General features: G+C 72.5%; 24 protein-coding genes. 22 read left to right on the forward strand and 2 right to left on the reverse strand.

The window, feature by feature from the left end:
- The 9 genes from ACH5AC_RS05955 to ACH5AC_RS05995 form a co-directional block, all read left to right on the forward strand.
- Positions 1-186, forward strand: a 186-nt coding sequence (locus ACH5AC_RS05955) for a daptide-type RiPP (RefSeq protein ID WP_398860418.1), incomplete at its 5' end; no start/stop codon positions are given.
- Positions 187-260: 74 nt separating this feature from the next.
- The gene (locus tag ACH5AC_RS05960) at positions 261-437 is read left to right on the forward strand and encodes a daptide-type RiPP (protein ID WP_398860419.1); all 177 of its coding nucleotides are present in this window, start codon (positions 261-263) and stop codon (positions 435-437) included.
- 70 nt (positions 438-507) lie between these two features.
- Positions 508-663, forward strand: coding sequence for a daptide-type RiPP (locus ACH5AC_RS05965; RefSeq protein ID WP_398860420.1), 156 nt, complete (start codon positions 508-510; stop codon positions 661-663).
- Positions 664-819: 156 nt separating this feature from the next.
- Positions 820-1,014, forward strand: coding sequence for a hypothetical protein (locus ACH5AC_RS05970; protein WP_398860421.1), 195 nt, complete (start codon positions 820-822; stop codon positions 1,012-1,014).
- Positions 1,011-1,763: an ABC transporter ATP-binding protein gene (locus ACH5AC_RS05975; protein WP_398860423.1), complete on the forward strand. Its 753-nt coding sequence runs from the start codon at positions 1,011-1,013 to the stop codon at positions 1,761-1,763. Before ACH5AC_RS05970 ends, ACH5AC_RS05975 begins: the two co-directional genes overlap by 4 nt.
- Positions 1,756-2,499 (forward strand): ABC transporter permease, encoded by a 744-nt coding sequence (locus tag ACH5AC_RS05980; protein ID WP_398860424.1) that lies wholly within the window; start codon positions 1,756-1,758, stop codon positions 2,497-2,499. Before ACH5AC_RS05975 ends, ACH5AC_RS05980 begins: the two co-directional genes overlap by 8 nt.
- A gap of 14 nt (positions 2,500-2,513) precedes the next feature.
- Positions 2,514-4,253, forward strand: a complete 1,740-nt coding sequence (mpaP, locus tag ACH5AC_RS05985) for a daptide biosynthesis intramembrane metalloprotease (RefSeq protein ID WP_398860425.1) — start codon at positions 2,514-2,516, stop codon at positions 4,251-4,253.
- A 45-nt stretch (positions 4,254-4,298) separates the two neighbouring features.
- Entirely contained in the window at positions 4,299-6,836 is a 2,538-nt protein-coding gene (gene lanKC / locus ACH5AC_RS05990) for a class III lanthionine synthetase LanKC (protein ID WP_398860426.1), read from the forward strand.
- 17 nt (positions 6,837-6,853) lie between these two features.
- Positions 6,854-7,117, forward strand: coding sequence for a hypothetical protein (locus tag ACH5AC_RS05995; RefSeq protein WP_398860427.1), 264 nt, complete (start codon positions 6,854-6,856; stop codon positions 7,115-7,117).
- Between the two features lie 246 nt (positions 7,118-7,363).
- On the opposite strand, the gene ACH5AC_RS06000 is transcribed toward ACH5AC_RS05995, so the two are convergent.
- Positions 7,364-8,029, reverse strand: a complete 666-nt coding sequence (locus ACH5AC_RS06000) for a maleylpyruvate isomerase family mycothiol-dependent enzyme (protein WP_398860429.1) — start codon at positions 8,027-8,029, stop codon at positions 7,364-7,366.
- Positions 8,022-8,552: an AtaL-like protein gene (locus tag ACH5AC_RS06005; protein ID WP_398860431.1), complete on the reverse strand. Its 531-nt coding sequence runs from the start codon at positions 8,550-8,552 to the stop codon at positions 8,022-8,024. The genes ACH5AC_RS06000 and ACH5AC_RS06005 overlap by 8 nt, the downstream gene beginning before the upstream one ends.
- 238 nt (positions 8,553-8,790) lie before the next feature.
- Between ACH5AC_RS06005 and ACH5AC_RS06010 the strand changes: the two genes are divergently transcribed.
- The 13 genes from ACH5AC_RS06010 to ACH5AC_RS06070 all read left to right on the forward strand — a co-directional run bounded on the left by ACH5AC_RS06010 (position 8,791) and on the right by ACH5AC_RS06070 (position 22,922).
- A complete protein-coding gene (locus ACH5AC_RS06010) occupies positions 8,791-9,477 on the forward strand; it encodes an SDR family NAD(P)-dependent oxidoreductase (protein ID WP_398860432.1) in 687 nt (228 codons plus the stop codon).
- A gap of 33 nt (positions 9,478-9,510) precedes the next feature.
- The gene (locus tag ACH5AC_RS06015) at positions 9,511-10,740 is read left to right on the forward strand and encodes a 3-hydroxybenzoate 6-monooxygenase (protein WP_398860433.1); all 1,230 of its coding nucleotides are present in this window, start codon (positions 9,511-9,513) and stop codon (positions 10,738-10,740) included.
- Between the two features lie 160 nt (positions 10,741-10,900).
- A complete protein-coding gene (locus ACH5AC_RS06020) occupies positions 10,901-12,079 on the forward strand; it encodes a GNAT family N-acetyltransferase (RefSeq protein WP_398860434.1) in 1,179 nt (392 codons plus the stop codon).
- A gap of 71 nt (positions 12,080-12,150) precedes the next feature.
- On the forward strand, positions 12,151-13,464 hold the full coding sequence (locus ACH5AC_RS06025; RefSeq protein ID WP_398860435.1) for an acetyl-CoA carboxylase biotin carboxylase subunit family protein: 1,314 nt from the start codon (positions 12,151-12,153) through the stop codon (positions 13,462-13,464).
- Between the two features lie 48 nt (positions 13,465-13,512).
- Positions 13,513-13,701: a lysine biosynthesis protein LysW gene (locus ACH5AC_RS06030; protein ID WP_398860436.1), complete on the forward strand. Its 189-nt coding sequence runs from the start codon at positions 13,513-13,515 to the stop codon at positions 13,699-13,701.
- Complete coding sequence (locus tag ACH5AC_RS06035; protein WP_398860437.1) at positions 13,698-14,573, forward strand: RimK family alpha-L-glutamate ligase; 876 nt, start codon at positions 13,698-13,700, stop codon at positions 14,571-14,573. Before ACH5AC_RS06030 ends, ACH5AC_RS06035 begins: the two co-directional genes overlap by 4 nt.
- A 30-nt stretch (positions 14,574-14,603) precedes the next feature.
- Complete coding sequence (locus ACH5AC_RS06040) at positions 14,604-15,245, forward strand: degT/DnrJ/EryC1/StrS aminotransferase (protein WP_398860439.1); 642 nt, start codon at positions 14,604-14,606, stop codon at positions 15,243-15,245.
- Positions 15,242-16,561, forward strand: a complete 1,320-nt coding sequence (locus ACH5AC_RS06045; RefSeq protein ID WP_398860440.1) for a DegT/DnrJ/EryC1/StrS family aminotransferase — start codon at positions 15,242-15,244, stop codon at positions 16,559-16,561. The genes ACH5AC_RS06040 and ACH5AC_RS06045 overlap by 4 nt, the downstream gene beginning before the upstream one ends.
- Positions 16,554-17,618, forward strand: a complete 1,065-nt coding sequence (argC, locus tag ACH5AC_RS06050; protein ID WP_398860441.1) for an N-acetyl-gamma-glutamyl-phosphate reductase — start codon at positions 16,554-16,556, stop codon at positions 17,616-17,618. The genes ACH5AC_RS06045 and argC overlap by 8 nt, the downstream gene beginning before the upstream one ends.
- The gene (locus ACH5AC_RS06055; protein WP_398860442.1) at positions 17,615-19,474 is read left to right on the forward strand and encodes a M20/M25/M40 family metallo-hydrolase; all 1,860 of its coding nucleotides are present in this window, start codon (positions 17,615-17,617) and stop codon (positions 19,472-19,474) included. The genes argC and ACH5AC_RS06055 overlap by 4 nt, the downstream gene beginning before the upstream one ends.
- Positions 19,471-20,280, forward strand: coding sequence for a 1-deoxy-D-xylulose-5-phosphate synthase N-terminal domain-containing protein (locus tag ACH5AC_RS06060; protein ID WP_398860443.1), 810 nt, complete (start codon positions 19,471-19,473; stop codon positions 20,278-20,280). The genes ACH5AC_RS06055 and ACH5AC_RS06060 overlap by 4 nt, the downstream gene beginning before the upstream one ends.
- Positions 20,277-21,248, forward strand: a complete 972-nt coding sequence (locus tag ACH5AC_RS06065; RefSeq protein WP_398860444.1) for a transketolase family protein — start codon at positions 20,277-20,279, stop codon at positions 21,246-21,248. The genes ACH5AC_RS06060 and ACH5AC_RS06065 overlap by 4 nt, the downstream gene beginning before the upstream one ends.
- A gap of 48 nt (positions 21,249-21,296) precedes the next feature.
- Entirely contained in the window at positions 21,297-22,922 is a 1,626-nt protein-coding gene (locus ACH5AC_RS06070; RefSeq protein ID WP_398860445.1) for an ABC transporter substrate-binding protein, read from the forward strand.
- Positions 22,923-22,966 lie beyond the last annotated feature (44 nt).

Below are 22,966 nucleotides of genomic sequence, written 5' to 3' on the forward strand. Positions count from 1 at the left end.
GTACGTCTCATGCAGGACAGCGTCGCGATGGACACCTTCCCGGCCCTGGAGCTGGGCATGCAGGAGCTGGAAGCCATGGAGGCCCCGGGCTGGTGGACCGCCGCCGGCGTCAGCGCCGGTGTCGTGGTCGCCTCGGCGGCCGCCTACGGCAGCTACGTCGCCTCCGCGGCCCTCATCGCCACCTGAGAAGGCCGTACCGCACCCGGCGGTGAAGCCCCGCACAACCCCTGATCGACCCACACGGAACAGGAGTACGTCTCATGCAGGACAGCGTCGCGATGGACACCTTCCCGGCCCTGGAGCTGGGCATGCAGGAGCTGGAAGCCATGGAGGCCCCGGGCTGGTGGACCGCCGTCGGCGTCAGCGCCGGTGTCGTGGTCGCCTCGGCGGTCGGCTACGGCAGCTACGTCGCCTCCGCGGCCGTCATCGCCACCTGAGAAGGCCGTACCGCACCCGGCGGTACACCCCGCGCCTTCTGATCGACTCACACGGAAACAGGAGAAAGCAATGCAGGACGTTCTGAAGCGGGACATCACCCCCGAGAACCTGGAGCTGGGCATGCAGGAGCTGGAAGCCATGGAGGCCCCGGGCTTCTGGTCCGGCTTCAAGCAGGGCCTCGTCATCAGTGGCATCGCCGTCGCGAGCGCCACGCTCGCCACCTGATCGCACCGGTAGCCTCGGGCTGCCCCGATCACAGTGGGCCGGACTCCCGGTCCAGCAGGGTGACTTGGTCCCGTGGCGGTAGCGCAGGCCACCGCCACGGGCCCCCGCACCCGATCACGCACCACACGCACAGAGCTGAAGGAAGAGGGAGCGAACATGCCGAAGGGGAACCCCCGCAAGGGCACGAACGGTCAGCTGGGGACGACGGCCGCGCTGCTCGCGCTGGCACTCGCCGTCGCCAACACGCTGCTCTCCGGGGTAGCGCTCATCGTCGTCATGACGGTCATCGGCCTCGGCCTGGTCGGCTGCGCCGCCAAGCTCGGCGCCAACATCGCCGCGAGCAAGCGATGAGCGCCGCCGGCGTCGTCCGCGCCTCGGGCCTCACCAAGGAGTTCGGCCCGCTCACCGCTGTGCAGGACGTGACCTTCGAGGTCCGCCCCGGCCGGGTGACCGGACTGCTCGGCCGCAACGGCGCCGGCAAGTCCACCACCCTGCGCATGATGCTCGGCCTGGTCCGTCCCACCTCCGGCACCGCCACGATCTTCGGCCACCCCTACACCGAACTCCCCGACGCGGCCCGCCGCGTCGGCGTCTGCATGGACGGCATCGGCCCCACCCCCGGCGCCTCCGGCCGCCGCGACCTGCGGATCTGGGCCCGCACCCTCGGCGTCTCCACCTCCCGCGTCGACGACGTACTGGAGCGCGTCGGCCTCACCGACAGCGCCGACCGCGCCGCCAAGGGCTACTCCACCGGCATGCGCCAGCGCCTGGCCCTCGCCACCGCCCTGCTCGCCGACCCCGAACTGCTCATCCTGGACGAGCCGGCCAACGGCCTCGACCCGGACGGCATCCGGTGGCTGCGCGACACCCTGCGCGCCCTGGCCGCCGAAGGCCGCACCGTCCTGGTCTCCAGCCACCTCCTCGCCGAGGTCGAGCAGACCGTGGACGACGTCGTCGTCATCCAGCGCACCCTGCGCTTCTCCGGCTCCCTCGCGGAACTCACCTCCGACGGCGCCGTACGCCTCGAAGACCGCTTCTTCTCGCTGGTGGACGGGGACACCGAGACCACCGCGCGCACCGAAAGGCCGTCCTATGCGTAACGTCCTCGCCGGCGAGTGGATGAAGGCGTGGACCGGCCGCACCTGGCTGATCCTCGCCGCCACCGGGATCTTCATGTCCCTGCTGACCAGCTTCGGCTACGCCTCGCAGGGCGACGAGGCCGTCACCCTCGGCAGGACCACCACCGCCGCCGTCACCGACGACATGGCCCAGGCGTGGATGATGACCTTCCTGATGTCCGCCGTGTTCGGTGGCATTCTCGTCACCCGCGAGTACCACTCCGGCGCCATCGCCCGCTCGGTCCTGCTCAGCGGCGGCCGGCTGCGGCTGCTGTCCGCCAAGGCCCTCGTCGCCGCCGCGGTCGGCCTCCTCAACGGCCTCCTCGCCGCCGGCCTCGCCGTGCTCTGTGCCTTCACGATCCCCGGCCACTTCGGCTACAGCACCGACTGGACCGGCCACACCACCCGGATCGTCCTCGGTGTGGTCACCGTCAACGTGCTCGCCGCGCCCTGGGGCGCGCTCCTGGGCTGGATCATCCGCAGCCAGCTCGCCACCGTCGTCACCGTCATCGCGCTCACCCTCCTCGTGGAGCCCGGCCTCCAGCAGATCGCCCCGAAGCCGGCCGCCTACCTGCCCACCATCGCGATGAGCTCCGTCTACCTCGACGGCAAGCCCGAGCTGCTCTCCGTACCGCTGGCGCTCCTGGTCCTCGCCGGCTGGCTCGCCGCCGCCGGGACCGCCGCCCGCAAGCTGCTGCTCTCCCGCGACGTCATCTAAGGCGTGATCGAGACATGTCCACCAAGACGCTCATCCGGAAGGCGGTCGCGAAGTCGGCCACCCGGCCGGCCACCGGACCGGTCGGCGAACGGCTCGCCAAGCCGGCCACGCAGCCGGCCACCACCGTCGCCGACTGGGACCCCGCGCTCCTGGAGCGCCCGCGCATCGCCGCGAACGTGGAGATCCACGAGCCCATCGAGGCCGGCGCCCCGTGGGTCCTCCAGCGCGGCAACCACCAGCACTTCCGCCTCCAGCCCGACATGGCGCGCCTGGTCCGGGCGATGGACGGCCGGCTCGACCACAGCGGCCTCGCCGAGGTCCTCGGCCCGCCGTGGACCGCGCAGCACGTCGCCACCGCCGTGCGCAAGCTCGCCGAGACCAGGGTCCTCGACGACGGCAAGCCCGCCGAACGCCGAAGCACCTGGTTCCGCTTCGTCCCCCCGATGACCCTCCAGTTCACGCTTCTGCGCCCCGAGCGGCTCCTGACCCGCCTCGCGCCCCTCATCCGGCTGCTCGCCGGACGCGCCTCGGCCGCCGTCGCCGCCCTGTTCGTCCTCGGCGGCGTCCTCGCCCTGGCCGCGATGGCCCCCGAGTTGGACGCGGCCCTCGGCCGACCGCTCCCCTTCCTCGCCTACTTCGGCGTCCTGTTCGGGGTGCTCGCCACCACCGCCGTCCACGAGGTCGGCCACGGCGCGGTTCTCACGTACTACGGCGGACGGCCCAGCCGCATGGGCTTCATGCTCTTCTACATGTCGCCCGCCTTCTTCTGCGACGTCTCCGACGGCTGGCGGCTCTCCCGCAAGGAACAGCGCGTCCGGGTCGCCCTCGCCGGCATCGCCACCCAGACCGTGATCGCCGGGGCGGCCGCCCTGACCGCCCTGTTCCTCGGTCCCTCGGACCTCCGTGACGCCGTCCTCGTCTTCGCCGTCGCCACCTACACCAGCGGCGTCGTCAACCTGCTGCCGTTCGTGAAGCTCGACGGCTACATCGCCCTCATGAGCCACCTCGACGTCCCGCACCTGCGCGACCGGGCCATGACCGACGCCCGCCGCTTCCTCGCCGGACTCCTCTTCGGCGGCCGCGACCGCACCCGCGAACTCGACGGCCACGCCTGGGCGGTGGCCTTCGGGCTGGCCTGCATGGCCTTCCCCCTCTACATCGTCGCCGGTGCCCTGACCCTGTGGTCCGACCTGTTCCAGCGGCTCGGCGCCGTCGGCACCGGCACCGTGCTGATGGCCGTCTGCTACCTGCTGTACCGCCTCGGCCTCGGCTACAGCCGCCTCGTCGCCCAGGGCCGCGCCGCCGGAGCGCCGCTGTGGCGTACGGTCACCGCGACCGCGCTGCTCACCGCGGCGGCCGCAGCCGCGCTGGTCTTCGTCAAGCTGCCGCACACCATCGCCGCCGGGTACGTCGCCCAGGACCGGGGCCGCGTGGAGCTCGTCCTGCCGAGCTCCGCCGACCTCTCCGACATCCGCCCGGACTCCGCGGTCCGCCTCTACCGGACCGGGCTGATGACCCGCGAGCAGACCGGCACCGCGAGCGTCGCCGCGCTGACCCGCACCGAGACGACCGCACCCCTGTCGGCCTTCCTGCCGGTGTCCTCCACCCCGCTGGAACTGCCCGTCGTCAGCCTGCCGCTGACGGTGGACCAGGCCCCGGCCGACCGCGTCGGAGCGGCGCAGGTGGACCTCGGCGAACTCCCGCTGGGCGAGTGGCTGTACACGAAGTACGTCGCCCCGCTCTGGCGCCGGTAGGCCGCCGCCTCCCGTCTTCCCGCCCCGTCACGAACGGAGAGCACCATGGATCTTCGCTACCTGAACTACTGCCAGCCGGGCAATCCGTTCTACGACGTACCGGCCACCGCTGCCGCCGCCGACGCCGGCGTCTTCCCGGCGGTGACCGGCCCCCTCCCCGAGGGCTGGACCCGCACCGACAACACGCACTGGCTGCTGATGACCCCGCCCGACACACGGCTGCCGGGGCAGGGCTGGAAGATCCACGTGTCGGCCACCCTCGACAACGCCGAACGCGTCCTCGGCCTGGTCTGGGACCACTGCGTCGCCGAGCGGGTCACCTTCAAGTTCATCCGCAGCGCCGGCATCCTCAAGATGCGCAACAGCAAGTACGGCGACCGCGGCAGCAGCGGCAAGTTCGTCACCGTCTACCCCACTGACGAGGCGCAGCTGGAGCGGATCCTGCGCGGCCTCGGCGACGTCCTCGACGGCGAGCGCGGGCCCACCATCCTCAGTGACCTGCGCTGGCGCTCCGGCCCGCTGTACGTCCGCTACGGCGGCTTCGTCTCCCGGCTGGGCCGCTCGGAGACCGGCGAGCTGGTGCACTGCATCGAGGATCCCGAAGGCCGACTGGTGCCCGACGTGCGCGGCCCGTCCTTCCGGCCGCCGTCCTGGGTGTCGCTGCCCGCCTTCCTCGGCGAGGCCCTCGCCGCCCGCAACGCCGGGACTCTTCAGGGTTTCCCGTTCCGCGCCACCAAAGCCCTGCACTTCTCCAACGGCGGCGGCGTCTACGAGGCCACCGACACCCGCACCGGCGGCCGGGTCCTGCTGAAGGAGGCCCGCCCGCTGGCCGGGCTCGACGAGGAGGGCGCCGACGCCGTGGCCCGGCTGGAGCGCGAGCACTGGGCGCTGGACAAGCTCGCCGGCCTGGACTGCATCCCGTCGGTCGTGGACTACCGCAAGGGCAACGAGCACTGGTTCCTGGCCCGCGAGTACGTGGACGGCAAGCCGCTCGCCCGGGTCCTCCTCAGCCGCAACCCGCTCGTCAACGACGACCGCACCGACGGCGCGTACGCCGCGTACACGGAGTGGGCCCTGAAGATCATCGACCAGGTCGAGCGGGGCGTCGAGGCCATGCACGCCAAGGGCGTCGTCTTCGGCGACCTGCACCCCAACAACATCCTGGTCCGCCCCGACGACACCATCTCCTTCATCGACCTGGAGACCGCGACCCCGGCCGACGCGCGGTCCGCGCAGGCCATCGGGGCCCCCGGCTTCCGCGCCCCCGCCGGCTACCAGGGGACCGCCGTCGACCGGTACGCCCTCGGCTGCGTCCGGCTCGGCGTGTTCCTGCCGCTGACGGTCATGGCCACCTGGTCCCGGGCCAAGCTGGACCAGCTCATCGGCCTGGTCACCGAGCACTTCCCGGTGCCCGCCGGCTTCGCCGAACGGATTCTCGACGACCTCGGCACCGACCCGCACCCCGGGCAGCTCCCCGACACCGACCCGAGGCCCCTGTGGACCGCGCCCACGGCCGGCACCTGGCCCGCGCTGCGGACCACCCTCGCCGAGGACCTGCTCGACAGCGCCACCCCGCACCGCGAGGACCGTCTCTTCCCCGGCGACATCGAGCAGTTCTCCGTGCCCGGCGGCGGCGCCACCTTCGCCTTCGGCGCGGCCGGCGTGCTGTGGACGCTCGCCGAGCTGGGCCTCGCCCCGGCCGACGAGCACCTGACCTGGCTGACGGACGCCACCGCCCGCGTCACCGACATGGGCCCCGGCTTCTACGACGGGCTGAGCGGCGTCGCCTACGCCCTGGACCGGCTGGGCCGGACCGGGGAAGCCGCCGCCGTACTGGAGCGGGTCCGCCGGGCCCCGCTGGAGGGCGTCGACCACAGCCTCTTCGGGGGGCTGGCCGGCATCGGCCTGACCCACCTCCACTTCGGCGACACCGACGAGGCCACCCGGATCGCCGCCCTCCTCGCCGACCAGGCACCGGGCGGGGTCGCGGGCCGCCCACGGCCCGGCCTGCTGCGCGGCCATTCGGGCGGGGCGCTGCTGATGCTCCGGCTGTACGAAGCCACCGACGACGCCAAGTACCTCCACCTGGCCGGTGAGTTGGTGCGGCACGACCTCGCGGAGGCGGGCTGGTCCGAGGGCCGTGAGACCGCCGGCTCCGAGGACGCCCCCTGGAAGGTGCCGTTCCTGGCCTTCGGCGGCGCCGGCCTGGGCATGGCACTCCACGAGGTGGCGCGCCGGCTGCCCGACCCGGAGTTCACCCGGGCCAGGGACGCGCTGCGCGAGCAGGCCGACCCGTCCTTCATGCTGAACGCCGGACTCTTCCACGGCCGGGCCGGAACCCTGCTGGCCCTGCGCCACCTGCACGACGGCTCCGCCGCCACCGACCGGGCCGTCCGGCGCCACCTGGACGCCCTCGGCTGGCACGCGGTGCGCTGCGACGGCCACCTGGCCTTCTTCGGCGACCACACCTTGCGCCTGTCCGCGGACCTGGCGACCGGTACGGCCGGCGTCCTCCTCGCGGTGGAGGCCGCGCTGGGCGACACCGGCCCCGGCCTGCCGTTCCTCGCGCCGAGCCCCCGATGACCTGCAAGGAGTCCCCGATGACCACCACCACGACGTACCACTTCGTCATCGCCCCCGACGGCCGTGGACCCGAGGGATCGGCTCCGGAGCTGGCGGCGGTGCGGCTGATCTCGTTACTGCCACCGGGGTGGACCTACGCGCCCGAGTTCCCCGACGGGACGGTGTCCCTGCGGCTGACCCCGCCGCCCGGGACCACCGACGAGGCCGCGCACGCCGTCTTCGCCCGGACCCTCACCGACCCGAGCCTGCGGGGCTGGACCTGGACGAACCCCCCGGCCTGAGGTGCACGGCACCACCACTGCGCGGCACCATGCGGCAAGATCAGGGCGGTTGTCGCTTCCCCGTCGGCCCCGGCCACGGACCTCATGCCGGTGCTCAGGCGCCGCCAGCGGGTGCCTGGTCGGCAGTCGGCCGCGATCAAGGCCGTCCTTCCCAAGGCCACCACCTGATCCGTGTGTTCGGCCCGGCGTCGGAGTGAGGGGCCGCCGGACAGTCTGCCCCTGCATTCCCTCGCCGACGGCTGTGTGTCACGCTGTCCCGCAGCGGCTGCGGAGGAGTTCCACACCGTCGCCTTCGAGGTCGTCGCAGTACGTCGCGCGTCCGGTCATGGCCATTACCAGGGCCATGGTGGGGCCGGACACCACAGGCCCGGAACCGGTCGTGAAAGGGCCGTCGTCCGCGGTGAGTCTCAGGCCGCCGATACGTCCCTTGGCGACGACCACGAGGTCTGAGCCCTGGTAGTACTCGGCCACCTGGGTGACGACGTCGATCGGGTGGTCGTGACGGATGCCCAGTGGGCGGCGGATGTCTTCTCCGTGCACGAGCGTCTCGCCCAGCATGGCGATGGCAGGCAAGGGAGGCTTGGTCGTGCTCGGGACGATGCGCCGGAATCGCTGAAGAGTCTCGGCCGGAGTCGCGCCCAGCTGCTCGGCCAGCCGCACGGCCACCTGCTTGTCGAAGTCGAACCGGCAGCGGATCACCCCCGCCAGCCAGCGCACGGCGTTGAGGCTCGCCGCCGCGGTGAGGTGTGCCAGCACCTCGCGCACCGTCAAACCGGTGCACAGCGACGGGGTTGTCCACTGCTCGTCGGTCAGGTCTTCGAGGTCGGCCGCCAGCGCCGCTCGCTCAGCGCGGATCAAGGGCCAGATGTCACTCCCGCGGCCGCGGTGTGCTGTCAGCTCCGGATCAGTCATTGGGGAAGGTCTCCTCGTCTCTCACCAGTCTTCGCGAAGGAGACTCCTGCTCCGGAGGAAAGTCATCGCTGGTGGCGGGTGGGCGTCCCGGGGTGCTCAGATCCGCTCGCAGGGTCGCCGCCACCGCGTCGAGGGTTTCGCTGAACTCCCGCTTCCAGTAGCTGACTTCGGTGGGGTGGGCGTCTGTGAGGGTCAGGGTGAGGGTCAGGGTGAAGTGGCCCGTCGGGGTCTCGCGGAGTTCGTTTCGGATCGCGGCGATGTCCGGGGTGTTGAGGTGGCGGAAGGTGATCGTCCCGGTGGGCTCGTCGGGGGTGACCCGCTGGAGGAACAGGCGGTCGCCGCGGTGGATCTCGCGTAGGAAGCCGTCCTCGTAACGCTCCATGACGCGGACCCGGGTGATCGCGGGGACGTAGTCCAGCGGCTGTTCCGCCTTGTGCAGGAGGGCCTGCCACAGGCGTGCGCGCACCCGGGCGGGGTCGGTGCCGGCCCGGGCGACGACACGGGTCCACGAGAGCGTGAGCATCACCGCAGTGTGGGACCGGCTTTCGAGGCCGGCGAGGGAATGCGTCGTCATTCGTCACGTGTGCGGGAAACCTGACGGAGATCGACGGACGCCGTGCGGGACCTGACGGAATTCCGCCCCCGCGCTGCCGCCGCCCGCTCGAATTCCCTCAAGGTGACCGCGGGCCTTTTTCATCCGCCCGAAAAGGAACAACCAGCCGAGACGGTCGAGAGTCACGAGTCGAGATTCAGGAGAGCCGATGTCTGTTCGGTTTGACGGCCAGGTCGTCCTCGTCACCGGGGGAGGTGAGGGCATCGGCCGCGCCGCGTCCGTCGCGTATGCGCGGGGCGGTGCCCGGGTCGTGGTCGTCGGGCGGGACGGTGGGCCGCTCGGCGAGACGGTGGAGCTGGTCCGTGCGGCGGGTGGAACGGCGGATGCCCTGGTGGCGGATCTGTCGGACGCCGATGGTGCCGGCCACGCGGTCGCCGAGACGGTGGGGCGGCACGGGGCTCTCGACGTCGCCTTCAACAACATCACCGAGCGCGGCGCACGGCAGCCGGTCGCCGACATCCGCGAGGACGTCTGGGGGCAGACCCTGGCGGCCAACCTGACCGGTGTCTGGCGGGCCATGAAGCACGAGATCGCGCACATGGAGAAGGCGGGCGGCGGCGTCATCGTCAACACCGCCAGCAACATCGGTGTCCAGGGCATGCTGCCCGGCCTCGGCGCCTACGCCGCGTCCACCGCCGCCGTCAGCGCGCTGACCCGCACCGCGGCCCGCGAGTACGCCGCGAAGGGCATCCGCATCAACGCGGTCAGTCCCTGCCCGCTGGGCCGGGGCGCCAGCGCGGAGGAGATCGCCGACACCGTCGTATGGCTCTCGTCCGCCGCGGCCGCCTACATCGTCGGCCACGACCTGGTGCTCGACCGCAAGACATCCGGGTGACCGACCACGAACACGAGAGGGACGTGAGACACGATGGCCGACATACTCATCGCCGGCGGCGGCATCGGCGGACTGGCCGCGGCGCTCGGTCTCGCCCGGCGCGGACACCGGATCACGGTGCTGGAACGCCGCGAGATCTTCACCGAGGTCGGCGCCGGCATCCAGCTCGGCCCGAACGCCTTCGCCGCACTCGACCGGCTCGGCGTCGGCCAGGAGGTCCGCGACCGCGCCGTGCTCGTCGACGAACTGCGCTTCATGGACGGCACCACCGGCGAACGCGTCGCCGCCCTGCCGCTCACCGGCGCCTACCGCGAGCGCTTCGGCAACCCGTACGCCGTCGTCCACCGCGTCGACCTGTACGTACCGCTGCTGGAGGCGTGCCGCCGCCACCCGGCGATCGAACTGCGCGGCCGGCAGCACGTCGTCGGCTACGAGCAGCGGGCGGGCCGGGTCTCGGCCGTGCTGGCGGACGGCGCGCGCGTCACCGGCGACGCCCTGATCGGTGCCGACGGGCTGCACTCCGCGATCCGCGCCCAGCTCGTCGGCGACGGCGCGCCCCGCGTGTCCGGGCACACCATCTACCGGGCCGTGATTCCCATGGAGGAGGTGCCCGAGGAACTGCGCTGGAACGCCGTCACCCTGTGGGCCGGCCCCAAGTGGCACTTCGTGCACTACCCGATCGCCGGGGGTGGTCACCTGAACCTCGCGGCCACCCGTGACGACGGCGCGACCCAGGCCGTCGCCGGGGTCCCGGCCGACCATGCCGACGTCCTCGCCTCCTTCCCGCACCTCTCCGGCGCCGCGCGCCGGCTGCTGGAGCTGGGCCGGGACTGGAAGGCATGGGTGCTGTGCGACCGCGACCCCGTGGACCGCTGGACCGACGGCCGCGTCACCCTCCTCGGCGACGCCGCACACCCCATGCTCCAGTACGCCGCCCAGGGCGCCTGCCAGGCCGTGGAGGACGCGGTGCTGCTCAGCGGGCTGCTCGACGGCTGCCCCGCCGACTACGAGCAGCGCCTGGAGAAGTACGGCGCCCTGCGCCGCGAACGCACCGCCCGCGTCCAGCTGGTGGCCCGCGAGATGGGCCGGCAGGTGTACCACGCGGCCGGTCACGCGCGCGTGGAGCGCAACGCCCTGCTGTCCTCGCTGACCGAGACGGACCTGCACGACAGGCTGGCCTGGCTGCACGGCGGTGGCCCTCTCACCGACTTGACACCTTGTGCGGCCGAACGTGGTGCGGGCGGCCCGAATTCGGCAGAGTGAGAGAGGCAGGAAGGAAACAGCCGTGAATCCTCTTGAATTCGCCGCACCTCACGCCGAATCGCACGACGACATGTGGAGGGGAAACACCCCTCTTCTGCCTTCCCTCCGACGTGAACCCCGACGCGAACCCCGACGTGAACTCCGACGAGAAGAAGCGAGAATGACCGGCTTTCCTGAATTCCGCGACCACCTCGGCGGAATCTCCCCGGACGCCTGGGAGTCCCTGGCCGCCGGCCGGCTCTACTCGTCCGCCGACTGGCTCCGCTTCTGCGCCACCGACATCGGCGGCCGGACGGCCACCGGCACGGTCCGCACCGAGGACGGAGCGGTGCCGGTCACCGCGGTGACCGAGGAGCCCAACTCCTTCTACCAGTGGCACACCCAGCTCACCGCCCGCGGCCTGCCCTCCCCCGACCCGTCGGGGCTGCTGGTCGGACAGCGGCGCGGCTACCGCACCAGCCTGCTCACCCGGGACGGCATCGACGCCGACAAGGCGGCGCCGGGCCTGCTGGACGCCGTACGGGCGCTGGCGGCGCGGCTGCCCGGCAGCGAGCTGCTGCCGGAGGCGGCGCCCGGGCGGCCGGCGCCGAGCGTCGCGGCCTTCCTGGCCACCGAGGACGCGCTCGCGTTGTGCGCGGCCGGGGCCGGTGCGGTGCCGGTGCTGCTCACCACGGACGCCTGGGTGAGCGTGCCGGAGGGCGGCTGGGAGGCGTGGCTGCGCACCCTGCCGTCGAAGGGCCGCCGGGACTCGGTGAAGCAGGAGGTCAAGGCGTTCGCCGCGGCCGGCTACGAGATCACCCGGGTGCCGCTCGCCGACAGCTACGAGGAGGCGGCCGGGCTGCTGGCCGCCACCCAGAAGCGCTACGGCCACCCGTACGACCTCGGTGTCCTCACCGAGTCGTTCCGCCGCCAGGCCGCCGCGATGGGGCCGAAGGCCGAGGTGCTGTTCTGCGCCCGCCCCGGCGAACCCCCGGTCGGCTTCAGCCTGTTCTACGTCCACGGCGACACCCTGTACGTGCGCGCGGTCGGCTTCGACTACGAGCGGCTGGTGCGCGGCGCCGCCGAGTACTTCAACCTCGTCTACTACGCCTCGGTGCGCCTCGCGGCCGACGCCGGGCTGCGCTGGATCCACCCCGGCATCGAGTCGCCCGACGCCAAGGCGCTGCGCGGGGCGCGGCTGCGGCCGCTGTGGCTGCTCGACCTGAGCGAGGACAGCGTCCTGGCCGGGCACGGGGAGCAGGTCCGCGCGTACAACGCGGCCCGTACCGAGGAGCTGGCCGCGATCTCGCCGGCTGTCTCGAAGGCGCTGGAGCGTGAACTCTTCGCGCCCTTCTGCTGAACCACCCGAACCATTCCGCGCCACCGCTGAGTCCCGTCATGCCCGAAATCATCCGGAAGGGGTCCCCACCCGTGTCCCGCGACAGCTCCCCCAGCGCCCCGGACCGGCCCCAGGCCGTCCTGTTCATGGGCGATCTGGTCGTCCTGGCCCGGCAGGGCCGACTCGTCCAGGAGACGCTCGCCCGCGATCTCGTCCCGCTCGCCGTGGTGTCGAAGGACACCGACCTGGCCCGGCTGGACGCCGTACGGTCCGACCCGGCGCACTCCCTGCACGGGCTCGGCGAGGTCGTACAGGTCGCCGACGCGAGGATCGCGTCCGTGCTGCCCGCCGTACAGCCGCTGCTGCGGCGCTACGACGTGCGCGGGGTCATCTCCGTCGGCGAGGTCTTCGTCGAACCGGTCGGTGTGCTCGCCGACTGCCTGGGGCTGCCCGGCTCCGGGTCGGCGGCCGCGGTGATCTGCCGCAACAAGCTGCTCCAGCGCACCGCCGTACCCGAGTTCTCGCCGCGCTGGCAGGTCGTGCCGGTCGCGGAGCGGGCCTCCTTCACGCTGCCCGACGGGGACTTCCCGGCGGTGGTCAAGCCGGCCGGGCGGTTCTACAGCTCCGGTGTCACCGAGGTCGCCGACCAGGACCAACTGACCGCCGCGCTCGCCGAGTTCGGTGACGACGAGATCTCGCTGGTGGAGAGCCGGGTGCGCGGCGCCGAGTTCTCCGTCGAGGCGCTCGTGCAGAACGGCGAGGTGCTGTGGTCGGGGGTCACCGGCAAGGAGACCAACGAGGACGAGGGCCCCTTCTTCACCGAGCTGTCCCACACCAGCCCGGCGCTCGTCAGCCCCGAGGACGAGGCGGCGCTGATCGAGGCCAACGCCGAGATCCTGCGCCGGGTCGGGGTGCGCGACGGCATCACCCACGGCGAGTACCGGCTCACGCCCGACGGAGTGGTCCTGATGGAGATCGCCGCCCGGCTGCCGGGCGACGCCATCACGTTCCTGTGGGAGCTGGCCACCGGCGAGCCGGTCGAGCCCGTGATGCTCGACCTCGCCCTCGGCGTCCCGGCCCGCTACCCGGCGCCCCGGCGCCGCGCCCGCCAGCAGTTCGTCGACCACCCCTACGGCGTGCTGCGGGGCGTCTCCGCGGACGGCGCGGAGGTGTCCTGGCCGTCGCGTGACGACCGCTGGCCGCTGATGACCCCGGTCGCCGCGGACGCCGAGCCCGGCACGCGCGGCGTCCTCGTGGGCCGGCTGCCCGGCGATGTGCTCGGGCCGCAGATGCACTCCGGCCACCGCTCGGTCTCGGTGGTCGTCGACGCGCCGCTGGACGCCGACCTGGACCTCGCGGCGAAGCACGCCGTGGAGCGGGTGTCGCTGCACGTCGACCCCGTCTGAGCCACCACCCAGAGAAACCGTCAGGGAAACGAACAAGAGAGGTACACCATGGCCACTGCCGTCGAGACCCCCCTCTGCCTGGTCTGCGACACCGAGTTCGAGATCGACGCGGACTGGGAGAAGGGCGAGATCACCGAGTGCGGTGCCTGCGGGCAGGAGCACGAGATCGTCGAGAAGGCCGGCGACGCCGTCCGCGTCGAGCTCGCGCCCGAGGTCGAGGAGGACTGGGGCGAGTGACGTCCGAGCCCGAGGTCCTGCTGTCGGTCACCATGCTGCGGCCGGACGAGAAGCTGCTGCTGAACGCGTTGCGCGCGCAGGACGTGCGGGTGCGGACCGTGCTGCCGAAGGACCTGTCGCAGGTGCTGGCGGGGCAGGGCGCCCCGCCGGCCCTCGGCCTGATCCGCAACCTGTCCCACCGGGAGGCGCACGGCACCGCCCAGCGTCTGACGGTCATGGGCGTCACCACCCTCAACCGGGCGTCCGCGATCGAGATCTGCAACGACAAGGGCCTGCAGGCCCTGCTCTTCGCCCGGTACGGCATCCCGCACCCGGTCACCGTGCACGCCCACGGCTACGACCAGGTCCGCGAGACGGTGGCCGGGCTCGGCCACCCGGTCGTGGTCAAGCCGGTCAGCGGCTCGTGGGGGCGCGGGGTGTCCCTGCTCACGGACCCGGCGGGCACCGAGGCGTGGATCGGCGGGCGTGAGTCCGCCGACGCGGCCGGGCGGCTGTTCCCGGTGCTGGTGCAGGAGTACGTCGACAAGCCCGGCCACGACCTGCGGGTCGTCGTCGTGGGACGCACCCCGGTGGTGGCGATCGAGCGGGTCTCGGCCGACTGGCGCACCAACACCCATCTGGGCGCCGAGGTACGGCGCGTGGAGATCACCGCCGAGATCGAGAAGCGGTGCGCGCAGGTCGTGGACGCCCTCGGTGAGGGCTTCTACGGAGTCGACCTGGTCGAGAACCGCGCCACCGGCGAGCTGCTGGTGCTGGAGGTCAACGCGAACCCGGAGTTCGCCAAGTCGTCCGCGCGGCACGGGGTCGACGTGGCCGGACTGCTCGCCCAGTACGCGGCACAGACGGCCGTCCGCACCGCGGCCGTCGGCTGAATCCCCACACAAGGAGAACCGGAAGACCCCATGGAACTCTTCGACACGGCGACCGTGCTCACCCGGGTCATGACCTCGGGTGTGGTCATGAGCATCGAGAAGAACGACCGCGAACTGCCGGGCCTGGAGCGGCTGCTGACCAAGCGGACCGGTCGTGCCGAGGCCGTGCTGGTCAACAGCCGCAGCGCGGCCGTGCACTCCGCGCTGGCCGGCCAGGGCATCGGGCACGGCGACACCGTGCACCGGCCGGGTCTGGACGCCAAGGACACCGCGTTCCTCGCCTGGCTCGGCGTCCGGGTGAGTGACGACGCGCCCGAGGGCACCGTGCCCGCGTTCGACGACATCGCCCTGGACGCCGAGAACGCGCACCGGCTGACGGAGCTGGCCGCCGCCTCGACCGCGCCCGCGCTGGTCGTCGACCTCACCCCGCTGGGCTTCGGCCCGGCCGCCGCGGTCCTCAGCGACGACCCGGCGATCCGCTCCCGCGCCGAGCGGCTGAAGATCTTCGGCGCGCACGACCTGCGGACCATGTGGACCCAGCAGGAGGACGCCGCCGACCTGGTGCCCGGCGTCCAGTTCAACTACCGGCTCAGCCCTCTCGTCGCGGCCTGTGTCCGTATGGCCCTCACCCAGGCGGTCCGTCCCCTGGCTTCCACCGGAGCTGCCCAGTGATCACCGACTTCCCCAAGAGCCCGCTGCCGCTGCCCGATCCGGCGGAGCTGACCGACGAGCTCGCCGCCCTCGGCGGTGGCCAGATCATCCCGAAGGAACTGCGCAGGACCGTCTTCCCGGTCATCACCAAGGAGGACGTGTTCACGCTGATGCTGGCGCAGCGGCAGACGCCCGAGAAGGTCGTCGCCGACTTCGCCGAGTCGTACCGCAAGTACGTGGGCGCGAACTTCGCGCTGCCCACCGCGAGCGGCACCTCCAGCCTGCATCTCGCTCTGGTCGGCGCGGGGGTGCGACCGGGCGACGAGGTGATCGTGCCCGCGTTCACCTTCATCGCCACCGCGCAGGCCGTCGTCGCCGCGCACGCGATCCCGGTGTTCGTCGACATCGACCCGCGCACCTACTGCATGGACCCGGCCGCCGCGGCCGCCGCGGTCACCGAACGCACCCGCGCGATCATGCCGGTGCACGTGCACGGCCTGCCCGCCGACGTGCCCGCGCTGCGCGCGCTCGCCGACCGGCACGGCATCGCCCTGGTCGAGGACGCCTCGCACGCGCACTCCGCGAGCATCGACGGCCAGGTGGCCGGCTCCTTCGGCGACGCGGCCGGGCAGAGCCTGATGGCCGACAAGAACTTCCCGCTGGGCGGCGAGGGCGGCATCGCCTTCTTCCGCGAGGAGGAGTCGTACCGCCGGGCCGCCGACTACGTCCGTGGCAACGGCATCGACTACGAGATGTCGTGGATCGCCGCCGCGTTCGGCGCCGGCCAGCTGGCGCGGCTGCCGTACTACGACAGGATCCGCGCCCGCAACGCCGAGCTGCTCGGCAGGGCACTGGACGAGAGCGGCCTGTTCGCGCCGCCGTACGTGCCCGAGAGCCACGTCCACGCCTACAACATGTACCGGATCACGCTGCGCCCCGAGCGGGTCGGCCTGGAGGACCTGCCGGTGTGGGCGGTCAAGGAGGCCGTGCACGAACTGCTGGTCGCCGAGGGTGTCCCGGCACGGGAGTGGCAGAACACGCCCATCCCCTGCCACCTGCCGTTCCAGCACCGCGGCGGCTTCGGCGGCGGCTACCCGTTCACGCTGAACCCGGCCGCCGTGCGCGACCACCGGCCGCAGGACTTCCCCGTCACCGTCGGCATGCTGGAGTCCACGCTGGTGCTCTGCCGCGAGCTGCGCGCCCCCGTCGAGTACGAGCGGGCGCTGCGCTACGCCGACGCCTTCCGCAAGGTGGCCGCCCGCCCCGACGCGATCCGCAAGCTGGTCACGGACGGCGACTACCGCCGCCCCTACGAGAAGGCGGCCCGCCTTGGCTGACACCATACGCCGGGCCGTCGAGCCCGTGGTCCGGGTCGCCGTCGTCGGCGCCAGCGGCTACACCGGCGGCGAGGTCATCCGGCTCCTCCAGGACCACCCCCACGTCGAGATCGTCTTCCTGTCCGCCGAGCGCAACGCCGGCCAGTCCATCGGCTCGGTCCACCCGTGGCTGCGCAACTGCCCGCGCATGCAGAAGCGGAAGTTCCAGCCGCTGGACGAGATGCCCGAGGTGGACGTCGCGTTCAGCTGCCTGCCCACCGGGGCGCTGCCCGAGCGGCTGCCGCTGCTCGCCGAGCGCGCCAAGCGGGTGCTGAACCTCGCCGGGGACTTCCGGCTGCGCGACCCGCAGGACATCGCCGCGCACTATCCGAAGACGGCCGCGCACCCCCCGCTGGAGGACTTCGCGTACTTCGTGCCGGAGCTGACGTCCGTCGTCCCGCAGGGCCGGTTCATCAGCCTGCCCGGCTGCATGGCCGTCGCCACGATCTACGCCCTCTACCCGCTGCTCGCCGGGAACCTGGTCGGCCCCCGCGTCATCGTCGACGCCAAGACCGGCTCCACCGGCGGCGGCCGCACCGGCGGCGAACCCCCGGCCGAACGCTCCGGCAACTTCCGCGTCCACAAGCTGCACGGCCACCGGCACGCACCCGAACTCAACCAGGCCCTCGCCGAGTTCACCGGCGCCACCCTGGACCTGCAGTTCTCCACGCACAGCCTGGACGTGCCGCGCGGCATCCTGGTCACCGCCTACACCCAGCTGCTGCCGGACGTGGACCCCCTCGACGTCAAGCGCGCCTACGCCAAGGCGTACGTCGGCAAGCCCTTCGTCCGGGTCCGCCCGGCGCCGCGCGCCCCGCACGACTTCCCGATGCTGAAGGCCGTCGTCGGCTCCAACATCGCCGAGGTCGCGGTGTCCGTGCGCGACGGCGAGTGCGTGTCCGTCGCCGCCATCGACAACCTGGTCAAGGGCGCCGCCGGGCAGGCCATCCAGGCGATGAACATGCTGGTCGGCCTTGACGAGGGCACCGGTCTGCCCAGGACGGCGGTGGCGCCATGAGGCCGCTGTACGTGGTCAAGGCGGGCAGCGCCACCCTCGACCGCGGCACCCTCTACGACGAGATCGCCGCCCTGGTCGCCCGCGGCGCCCGCGTCCTGCTGGTCGCGGGCGGCGCCACCGGCATCGCCCGCCACTACGAGGCGATCGGCCGGCCCATGCCCGAGCTGCGGCTGCCCAACGGGGACACGGTGCGCTACTGCCCCCCGCAGGAGATGGCCCACATCGTCGACGCCTACGAGCGGGTCACCCTGCGGGACGTCGAGGCGGGCCTGCGCCAGGCCGGCCTGAGCGCCTTCACCTCCGTCGCCGCGCGCGGCGGACTGGTCGACGGCCGCGCCAACCGCCCCCTGAAGACGGTCACCCCGGAAGGCCGGGCCAGGGTGGTCCGTGACCACCGCGCGGGCGTCGTCACCGATGTCGACACCGCCCGGCTGCACATCCTCCTCGACGCCTACGACGTCGTGGCGCTCTGCCCGCCGGTGCGCGACCCGGAGGGGACAAGCCCGCTCAACGTCGACGCCGACATGCTGGCCGCCGCCCTGGCCAACGCCCTGGACGCCGACCATCTGCGCCTGGTCACCGGCACTCCCGGCCTGCTCACCGACCCGTCCGACCCGACGTCCACGCTGCGCCACGCCCACCCGGGCGAGGCCGGCGGATACGCGGGCGGCCGGATGCGGCAGAAGGTGCGCGCCGCCGAACTCGCCCTGGACGGCTCCGCCGACGTGGCGATCACCGGGCCGCACACCCTGGCCGACCCGTCCGGCTGGACCCGCTTCTGGCGCACCCAGGCACCCGACACCGATCTCACCCTGCTCAGCCGGGCCGTCGGCGTGCCCTCCGTCTCCGGCGACGAGCACGAACTCGCCGCGCTGCTGCGGGACTGGTGCGCCGAGCACGGCATCGACGCGACCATCGACGAGGCCGGCAACCTGGTCGCGACCCGGGGCACCGGCACCCGGCGCCGACTGCTCCTCCTCGGCCACCTCGACACCGTGCCGCACCGCTGGCCCGTCGAGTGGCAGGGCGAGGAGCTGTGGGGCCGCGGCAGCGTCGACGCCAAGGGCTGCCTGGTCAACTTCCTCCAGGTGCTGGCCGACGCCGACATCCCCGAGGACGGGCAGCTGCGGGTCGTCGGCGCGGTCGAGGAGGAGATCTCCTCCTCCAAGGGCGCCTTCCACGCCCGCGACCACTACCCGGCCGACGCGGTCGTCATCGGCGAGCCCAGCGGCTCGGGCACCCTGACGCTCGGCTACTTCGGGCTGTTCAAGCTGCGCGTCACGGTCCACGTGGCCAGCGGCCACTCGGCCGGCATGGACGCGGTCAGCGCGCCGGACGCGCTGGTGCGGGCCCTGGAGGACATCCGGGACGTGGTCCGCCGGGAAGCCTCCGACGCGCTCAGCGCCGTCATCGACATCAGCTGCCGCACCGGCCGGGAGCACCACCAGGCCGTCGGCATCCTCAACTTCCGGGTGCCGCCGCACGCCGACCTCGACCTGCTGCGCAAGCTCGCCCTCGGCCAGGCCGGCGACGGGGTGCACATCGAGGTGCTGCGGGCCACGCCGGGCCACGCGGGCAGCCGTACCGGGCCGCTCGCCAAGGTGTTCGGCCGGGCCTTCGCTCAGGCCGGGATCCGGCCCCGGCACGTGGTGAAGAAGGGCACCTCCGACATGAACACCCTCGCCACCACCTGGCGGGACGTCCCGATGGTCGCGTACGGGCCGGGCGACTCGGCGCTCGACCACACCGACGCCGAACGGATCGACGCCACGGACGTGCGTACCGCGCGCGGGGTGCTGGCGGACGCGGTGGCGCGCTGGTTCGCGCTGCCGGTGACGGAAGGAGGCCGGACATGACGATCGCACCCGACGTCGTCCTCGACACGGACGCCCTGCTCGCCGAGCGGGCGGTCGCCGCGCGGCGGCTCGTCGTCGACATGGCGGCGAGCCCGCGCGGCTGCCACCTCGGCGGCTCGCTGTCCGTGCTGGACATCCTGATCGCCGCCCTGCACCGGGCGGGTCGCGGCGACGGCACCGAGGTCGTCCTCAGCAAGGGCCACGCGGCGGCCGGTCTGTACGCGGCGCTGCACGTCAGCGGAGTGCTCGCGGAGAACCCCGCCCCGCACTACGGCATGCCCGGCCACCCCTACACCGGCCACCCCAGCGCCAAGGTGCCCGGTGTGCTCTTCCCGACCGGCAGCCTCGGCCACGGCGTACCGTACGCGGCCGGCTGGGCGCTCGCCCGCAAGCTCGGCGGCCGGCCCGGCCTCGGCATCGCCGTCGCCGGTGACGGGGAGTTGCAGGAGGGCCTGGTCTGGGAGACCTGCCAGGTCGCCGCCGCGCAGAAGCTCGGCAACTTCGTCCTCGTCGTGGACCGCAACGGCGGCCAGAACGACGGCATGGTCGCCGACATCTCCCCGATGCCGCTGCTCGCCGAACGGTTCGTCGGCTTCGGCTTCAACATCGCCACCGTCGACGGCCACAACCTGTCCGCGCTGCGCGCCCTGTTCGACGAGGACCGCTCCGACGCGGACCGGCCGCTGGCCGTGATCGCCGACACCGTCAAGGGCAAGGGCCTGCCGCCCGTCGAGGGCAAGGCCGCCTCCCACTACGTGACCATCGACGCCCAGCGCGCCGCCAAGTGGAAGCGAATGATCACATGACCCTGTCGGGGCGCGACGCCTACCGCGCCGAACTCACCGCGCTCGCCGCCGAGGACGAGCGGATCGTGTGCCTGGAGGCCGACCTCGGCGGCAAGAACCATCCCTTCCAGCAGGCGTTCCCGGACCGCTTCTTCAACCTGGGCATCGCGGAGGGAGCCATGCTCGACATGGCGGCCGGGCTGGCCGCCGCCGGCTACAAGCCGTTCGTGTCGACCTTCGCGCCGTTCGCCGCGCTGCGGGCGGCGGAGAGTCTGAAGCTGACGCTGGGGTATCTGGCGGCCGGGGTGACTGTCGTCGCGCCGTACGCGGGAGTCTCCGGGGCGTGGTTCGGGACGACGCATCACTGCCTGGAGGACCTGGCTCTGCTGCGGGCGATCCCTGGGGTGACCGTTGCGGCGCCGTTCGGGGAGCGGGACATGCGGGACGTGGTGCGGGCGGCTGCGGTCTCCGGGCGGCCGCATTACGTACGTACCGGGCGGAACGCGGTGTACGAGAGTCTGCCGCGGGCCGGGGCCGAGTTGCCGTTGGTGAACTGGGCACGGCCCGGCGACTCCGACGGGGTCTGTCTGGTGTCGGTCGGTGAGGAGGGGGCTCGGCTGGCCCTGGAGGCGGTGGCCTCTCGGCCGGAGCTGGCCCATGCGCACGTCACGTATCTCGACCATCACCGGCTCCAGTTGGCGGCGATGGAGCTCGCGGATCGGCACGGCAGCTTCGTCGTGGTCGAGGAGCATCGGGCCGAGGGGGGTGTCGCGGAGGCGCTTGCGCTTCTGCTGCCGCATTGCGAGGTGCGGGGGGTCAACGCCGGGCATCGGTGGCCCACCGAGGGTGGGGATCACGCGGAAGTCATGGCCCAGTTGGGGCTGGACCTGTCCGCGGTGATTCATGAAGCGGATGTGGCGGCCACTCTTCGCCGTCGTGCGTCTGCTGCGCCGTCTGGGCTGGTCGCGCAGTTCCCCGCGCCCCTGTAGGCCGGACCAGTTGCCGTTTGTTTCATTCCGAACCGTTGGAGTCCCCCCATGTCCTTCGAGATCGATCAGCAGGGGCTTGTCCCTACCCCCGCACCCTCTGTTCCCGGCGCCCAGCCCGGCGGACGTGTCACCCTTCTCGCCGATGCCCCGCCCGAGCACGTCGATCCCACCCAGATGTACATCGGGACCACCCTCGGCGTTGCCACCGGGCTGTTCCACCGGACGCTCACCGGGTACATCGAGAGCTACGACGGCGGGCCCCGGCGGCTCGTCGGGGATCTCGCCACCGACACCGGGCGGTCCGTCGACGGTGGGCGTACCTGGGCCTACACCCTGCGGGAGGGGCTGAAGTTCGAGGACGGTACGCCGATCACGTCGTACGACATCGCGCATGCCATCGCCCGGTCCTTCGGGCCGAACGGGGTGTACGGGCCGCAGTTCATCCAGCAGGCCCTCGACCCGCAGCGGACGTACAAGGGGCCCGAGGCGGAGGGGCCGTACGCGCCGGGGGTCAGTACGCCCGACGCGCGGACCATCGTCTTCGAGCTGCCCGAGCCGACCCCGGGCTTCCCCTTCTTCGCCACCACCACGACCACCACGCCCGTGCCGCGCGACCGGGACACCGGCGCCGGGTACGAGACGTCGTGGCTGTCGACGGGGCCGTACCGGATGAAGGAGTTCGCGCCCGGCAGCCACTACCTGCTGGAGCGCAACCCGCACTGGGACCCGGCGAGCGACCCGATCCGGCACCAGTACCCGGACGAGGTGCTGTGGGAGTTCGGGGTGCCGCGCGACCGGCAGACCGAGCGGCTGCTGGCGCCGATCGGGGCGGACCGGTACGCCGTCGCCACCTTCGACGTCGCCGAGGAGCGGGTCGAGGAGGTGCAGGCCGACGAGGAGTTGATGGCGCGGGTCGTCGCCGGGCCGTCCGCCTATCTCCAGTACGTGTACGTCAACACCCGGCGGGTGACCGATGTCGATGTGCGGCGGGCGCTGAACTACGCCTTCGACAAGGGGACTTGTGTGCGGCTCGCGGGCGGGAGCGCCGGGGCCGAGCGGGCCGGGACGATCCTCGCTCCCATGGTGCCCGGGTACCGCGCCGAGGACGTGTATCCGTCGGGTGAGCACGGGGATCCGGCGAAGGCGAAGGAGCTGATCGCGGGGAAGGAGCTGCGGCCGCTGGTCTTCGCCTACCCGGACACCGTGCCCAACGCGCCCGTGGCGCCGGCGGTCAAGGCGGCGCTGGAGGCGGCCGGTTTCGAGATCGAGCTGCGGCCGGTCGACAAGGCCGCCTTCTACAGCCTGATGGGCGAGGCGGACAACGACTGCGATCTCATCTACGGCGTGTGGGGGCCCGACTTCCCGGACGCGTCGGGGGTCTTCGACGTGCTCTTCCGCGGGGACCGGCTCACCCGCAGCGGCAACATGAACCTGTCGTACTTCGACGACCCGGAGATCACCGCCGAGATCGCCCGGCTGGCGCAGGAACCCGACCGCGCGGCCGTCGCCGAGCGGTACGCCGAGCTGGACCGCCGGCTGATGGCCGAGCACGCGCCGGTCGTCCCCGTCTACTACAAGCGGCAGTTCACGCTGTACGGCCCCGGTGTCGGCGGCCTGTTCCTGAGCGCCCAGTACTTCGTGCCCAACCTCACCCGGATGCACGTCCTCGGCTGACGGTCCATCAACGAGAAGACTCCGAAGGGAAGGTGGTCCCTGTG

It is taken from the genome of Streptomyces sp. NPDC018693, assembly GCF_044391385.1.
In the GTDB taxonomy this organism is placed as follows: domain Bacteria; phylum Actinomycetota; class Actinomycetes; order Streptomycetales; family Streptomycetaceae; genus Streptomyces.

Bases quoted from the DNA above. Each gene is read 5' to 3' on its own strand.
- ACH5AC_RS06060 (WP_398860443.1), top strand. From the start codon at position 19,471: ATGACGATCGCACCCGACGTCGTCCTCGACACGGACGCCCTGCTCGCC.
- ACH5AC_RS06070 (WP_398860445.1), top strand. From the start codon at position 21,297: ATGTCCTTCGAGATCGATCAGCAGGGGCTTGTCCCTACCCCCGCACCC.
- ACH5AC_RS05995 (WP_398860427.1), top strand. From the start codon at position 6,854: ATGACCACCACCACGACGTACCACTTCGTCATCGCCCCCGACGGCCGT.
- ACH5AC_RS05970 (WP_398860421.1), top strand. From the start codon at position 820: ATGCCGAAGGGGAACCCCCGCAAGGGCACGAACGGTCAGCTGGGGACG.
- ACH5AC_RS06040 (WP_398860439.1), top strand. From the start codon at position 14,604: ATGGAACTCTTCGACACGGCGACCGTGCTCACCCGGGTCATGACCTCG.
- ACH5AC_RS06005 (WP_398860431.1), bottom strand. From the start codon at position 8,552: ATGCTCACGCTCTCGTGGACCCGTGTCGTCGCCCGGGCCGGCACCGAC.
- ACH5AC_RS06010 (WP_398860432.1), top strand. From the start codon at position 8,791: ATGTCTGTTCGGTTTGACGGCCAGGTCGTCCTCGTCACCGGGGGAGGT.
- ACH5AC_RS06055 (WP_398860442.1), top strand. From the start codon at position 17,615: ATGAGGCCGCTGTACGTGGTCAAGGCGGGCAGCGCCACCCTCGACCGC.
- ACH5AC_RS05975 (WP_398860423.1), top strand. From the start codon at position 1,011: ATGAGCGCCGCCGGCGTCGTCCGCGCCTCGGGCCTCACCAAGGAGTTC.
- ACH5AC_RS05965 (WP_398860420.1), top strand. From the start codon at position 508: ATGCAGGACGTTCTGAAGCGGGACATCACCCCCGAGAACCTGGAGCTG.
- ACH5AC_RS06020 (WP_398860434.1), top strand. From the start codon at position 10,901: ATGACCGGCTTTCCTGAATTCCGCGACCACCTCGGCGGAATCTCCCCG.
- ACH5AC_RS06015 (WP_398860433.1), top strand. From the start codon at position 9,511: ATGGCCGACATACTCATCGCCGGCGGCGGCATCGGCGGACTGGCCGCG.
- lanKC (WP_398860426.1), top strand. From the start codon at position 4,299: ATGGATCTTCGCTACCTGAACTACTGCCAGCCGGGCAATCCGTTCTAC.
- ACH5AC_RS05980 (WP_398860424.1), top strand. From the start codon at position 1,756: ATGCGTAACGTCCTCGCCGGCGAGTGGATGAAGGCGTGGACCGGCCGC.
- mpaP (WP_398860425.1), top strand. From the start codon at position 2,514: ATGTCCACCAAGACGCTCATCCGGAAGGCGGTCGCGAAGTCGGCCACC.
- ACH5AC_RS05960 (WP_398860419.1), top strand. From the start codon at position 261: ATGCAGGACAGCGTCGCGATGGACACCTTCCCGGCCCTGGAGCTGGGC.
- ACH5AC_RS06000 (WP_398860429.1), bottom strand. From the start codon at position 8,029: ATGACTGATCCGGAGCTGACAGCACACCGCGGCCGCGGGAGTGACATC.
- ACH5AC_RS06065 (WP_398860444.1), top strand. From the start codon at position 20,277: ATGACCCTGTCGGGGCGCGACGCCTACCGCGCCGAACTCACCGCGCTC.
- ACH5AC_RS06030 (WP_398860436.1), top strand. From the start codon at position 13,513: ATGGCCACTGCCGTCGAGACCCCCCTCTGCCTGGTCTGCGACACCGAG.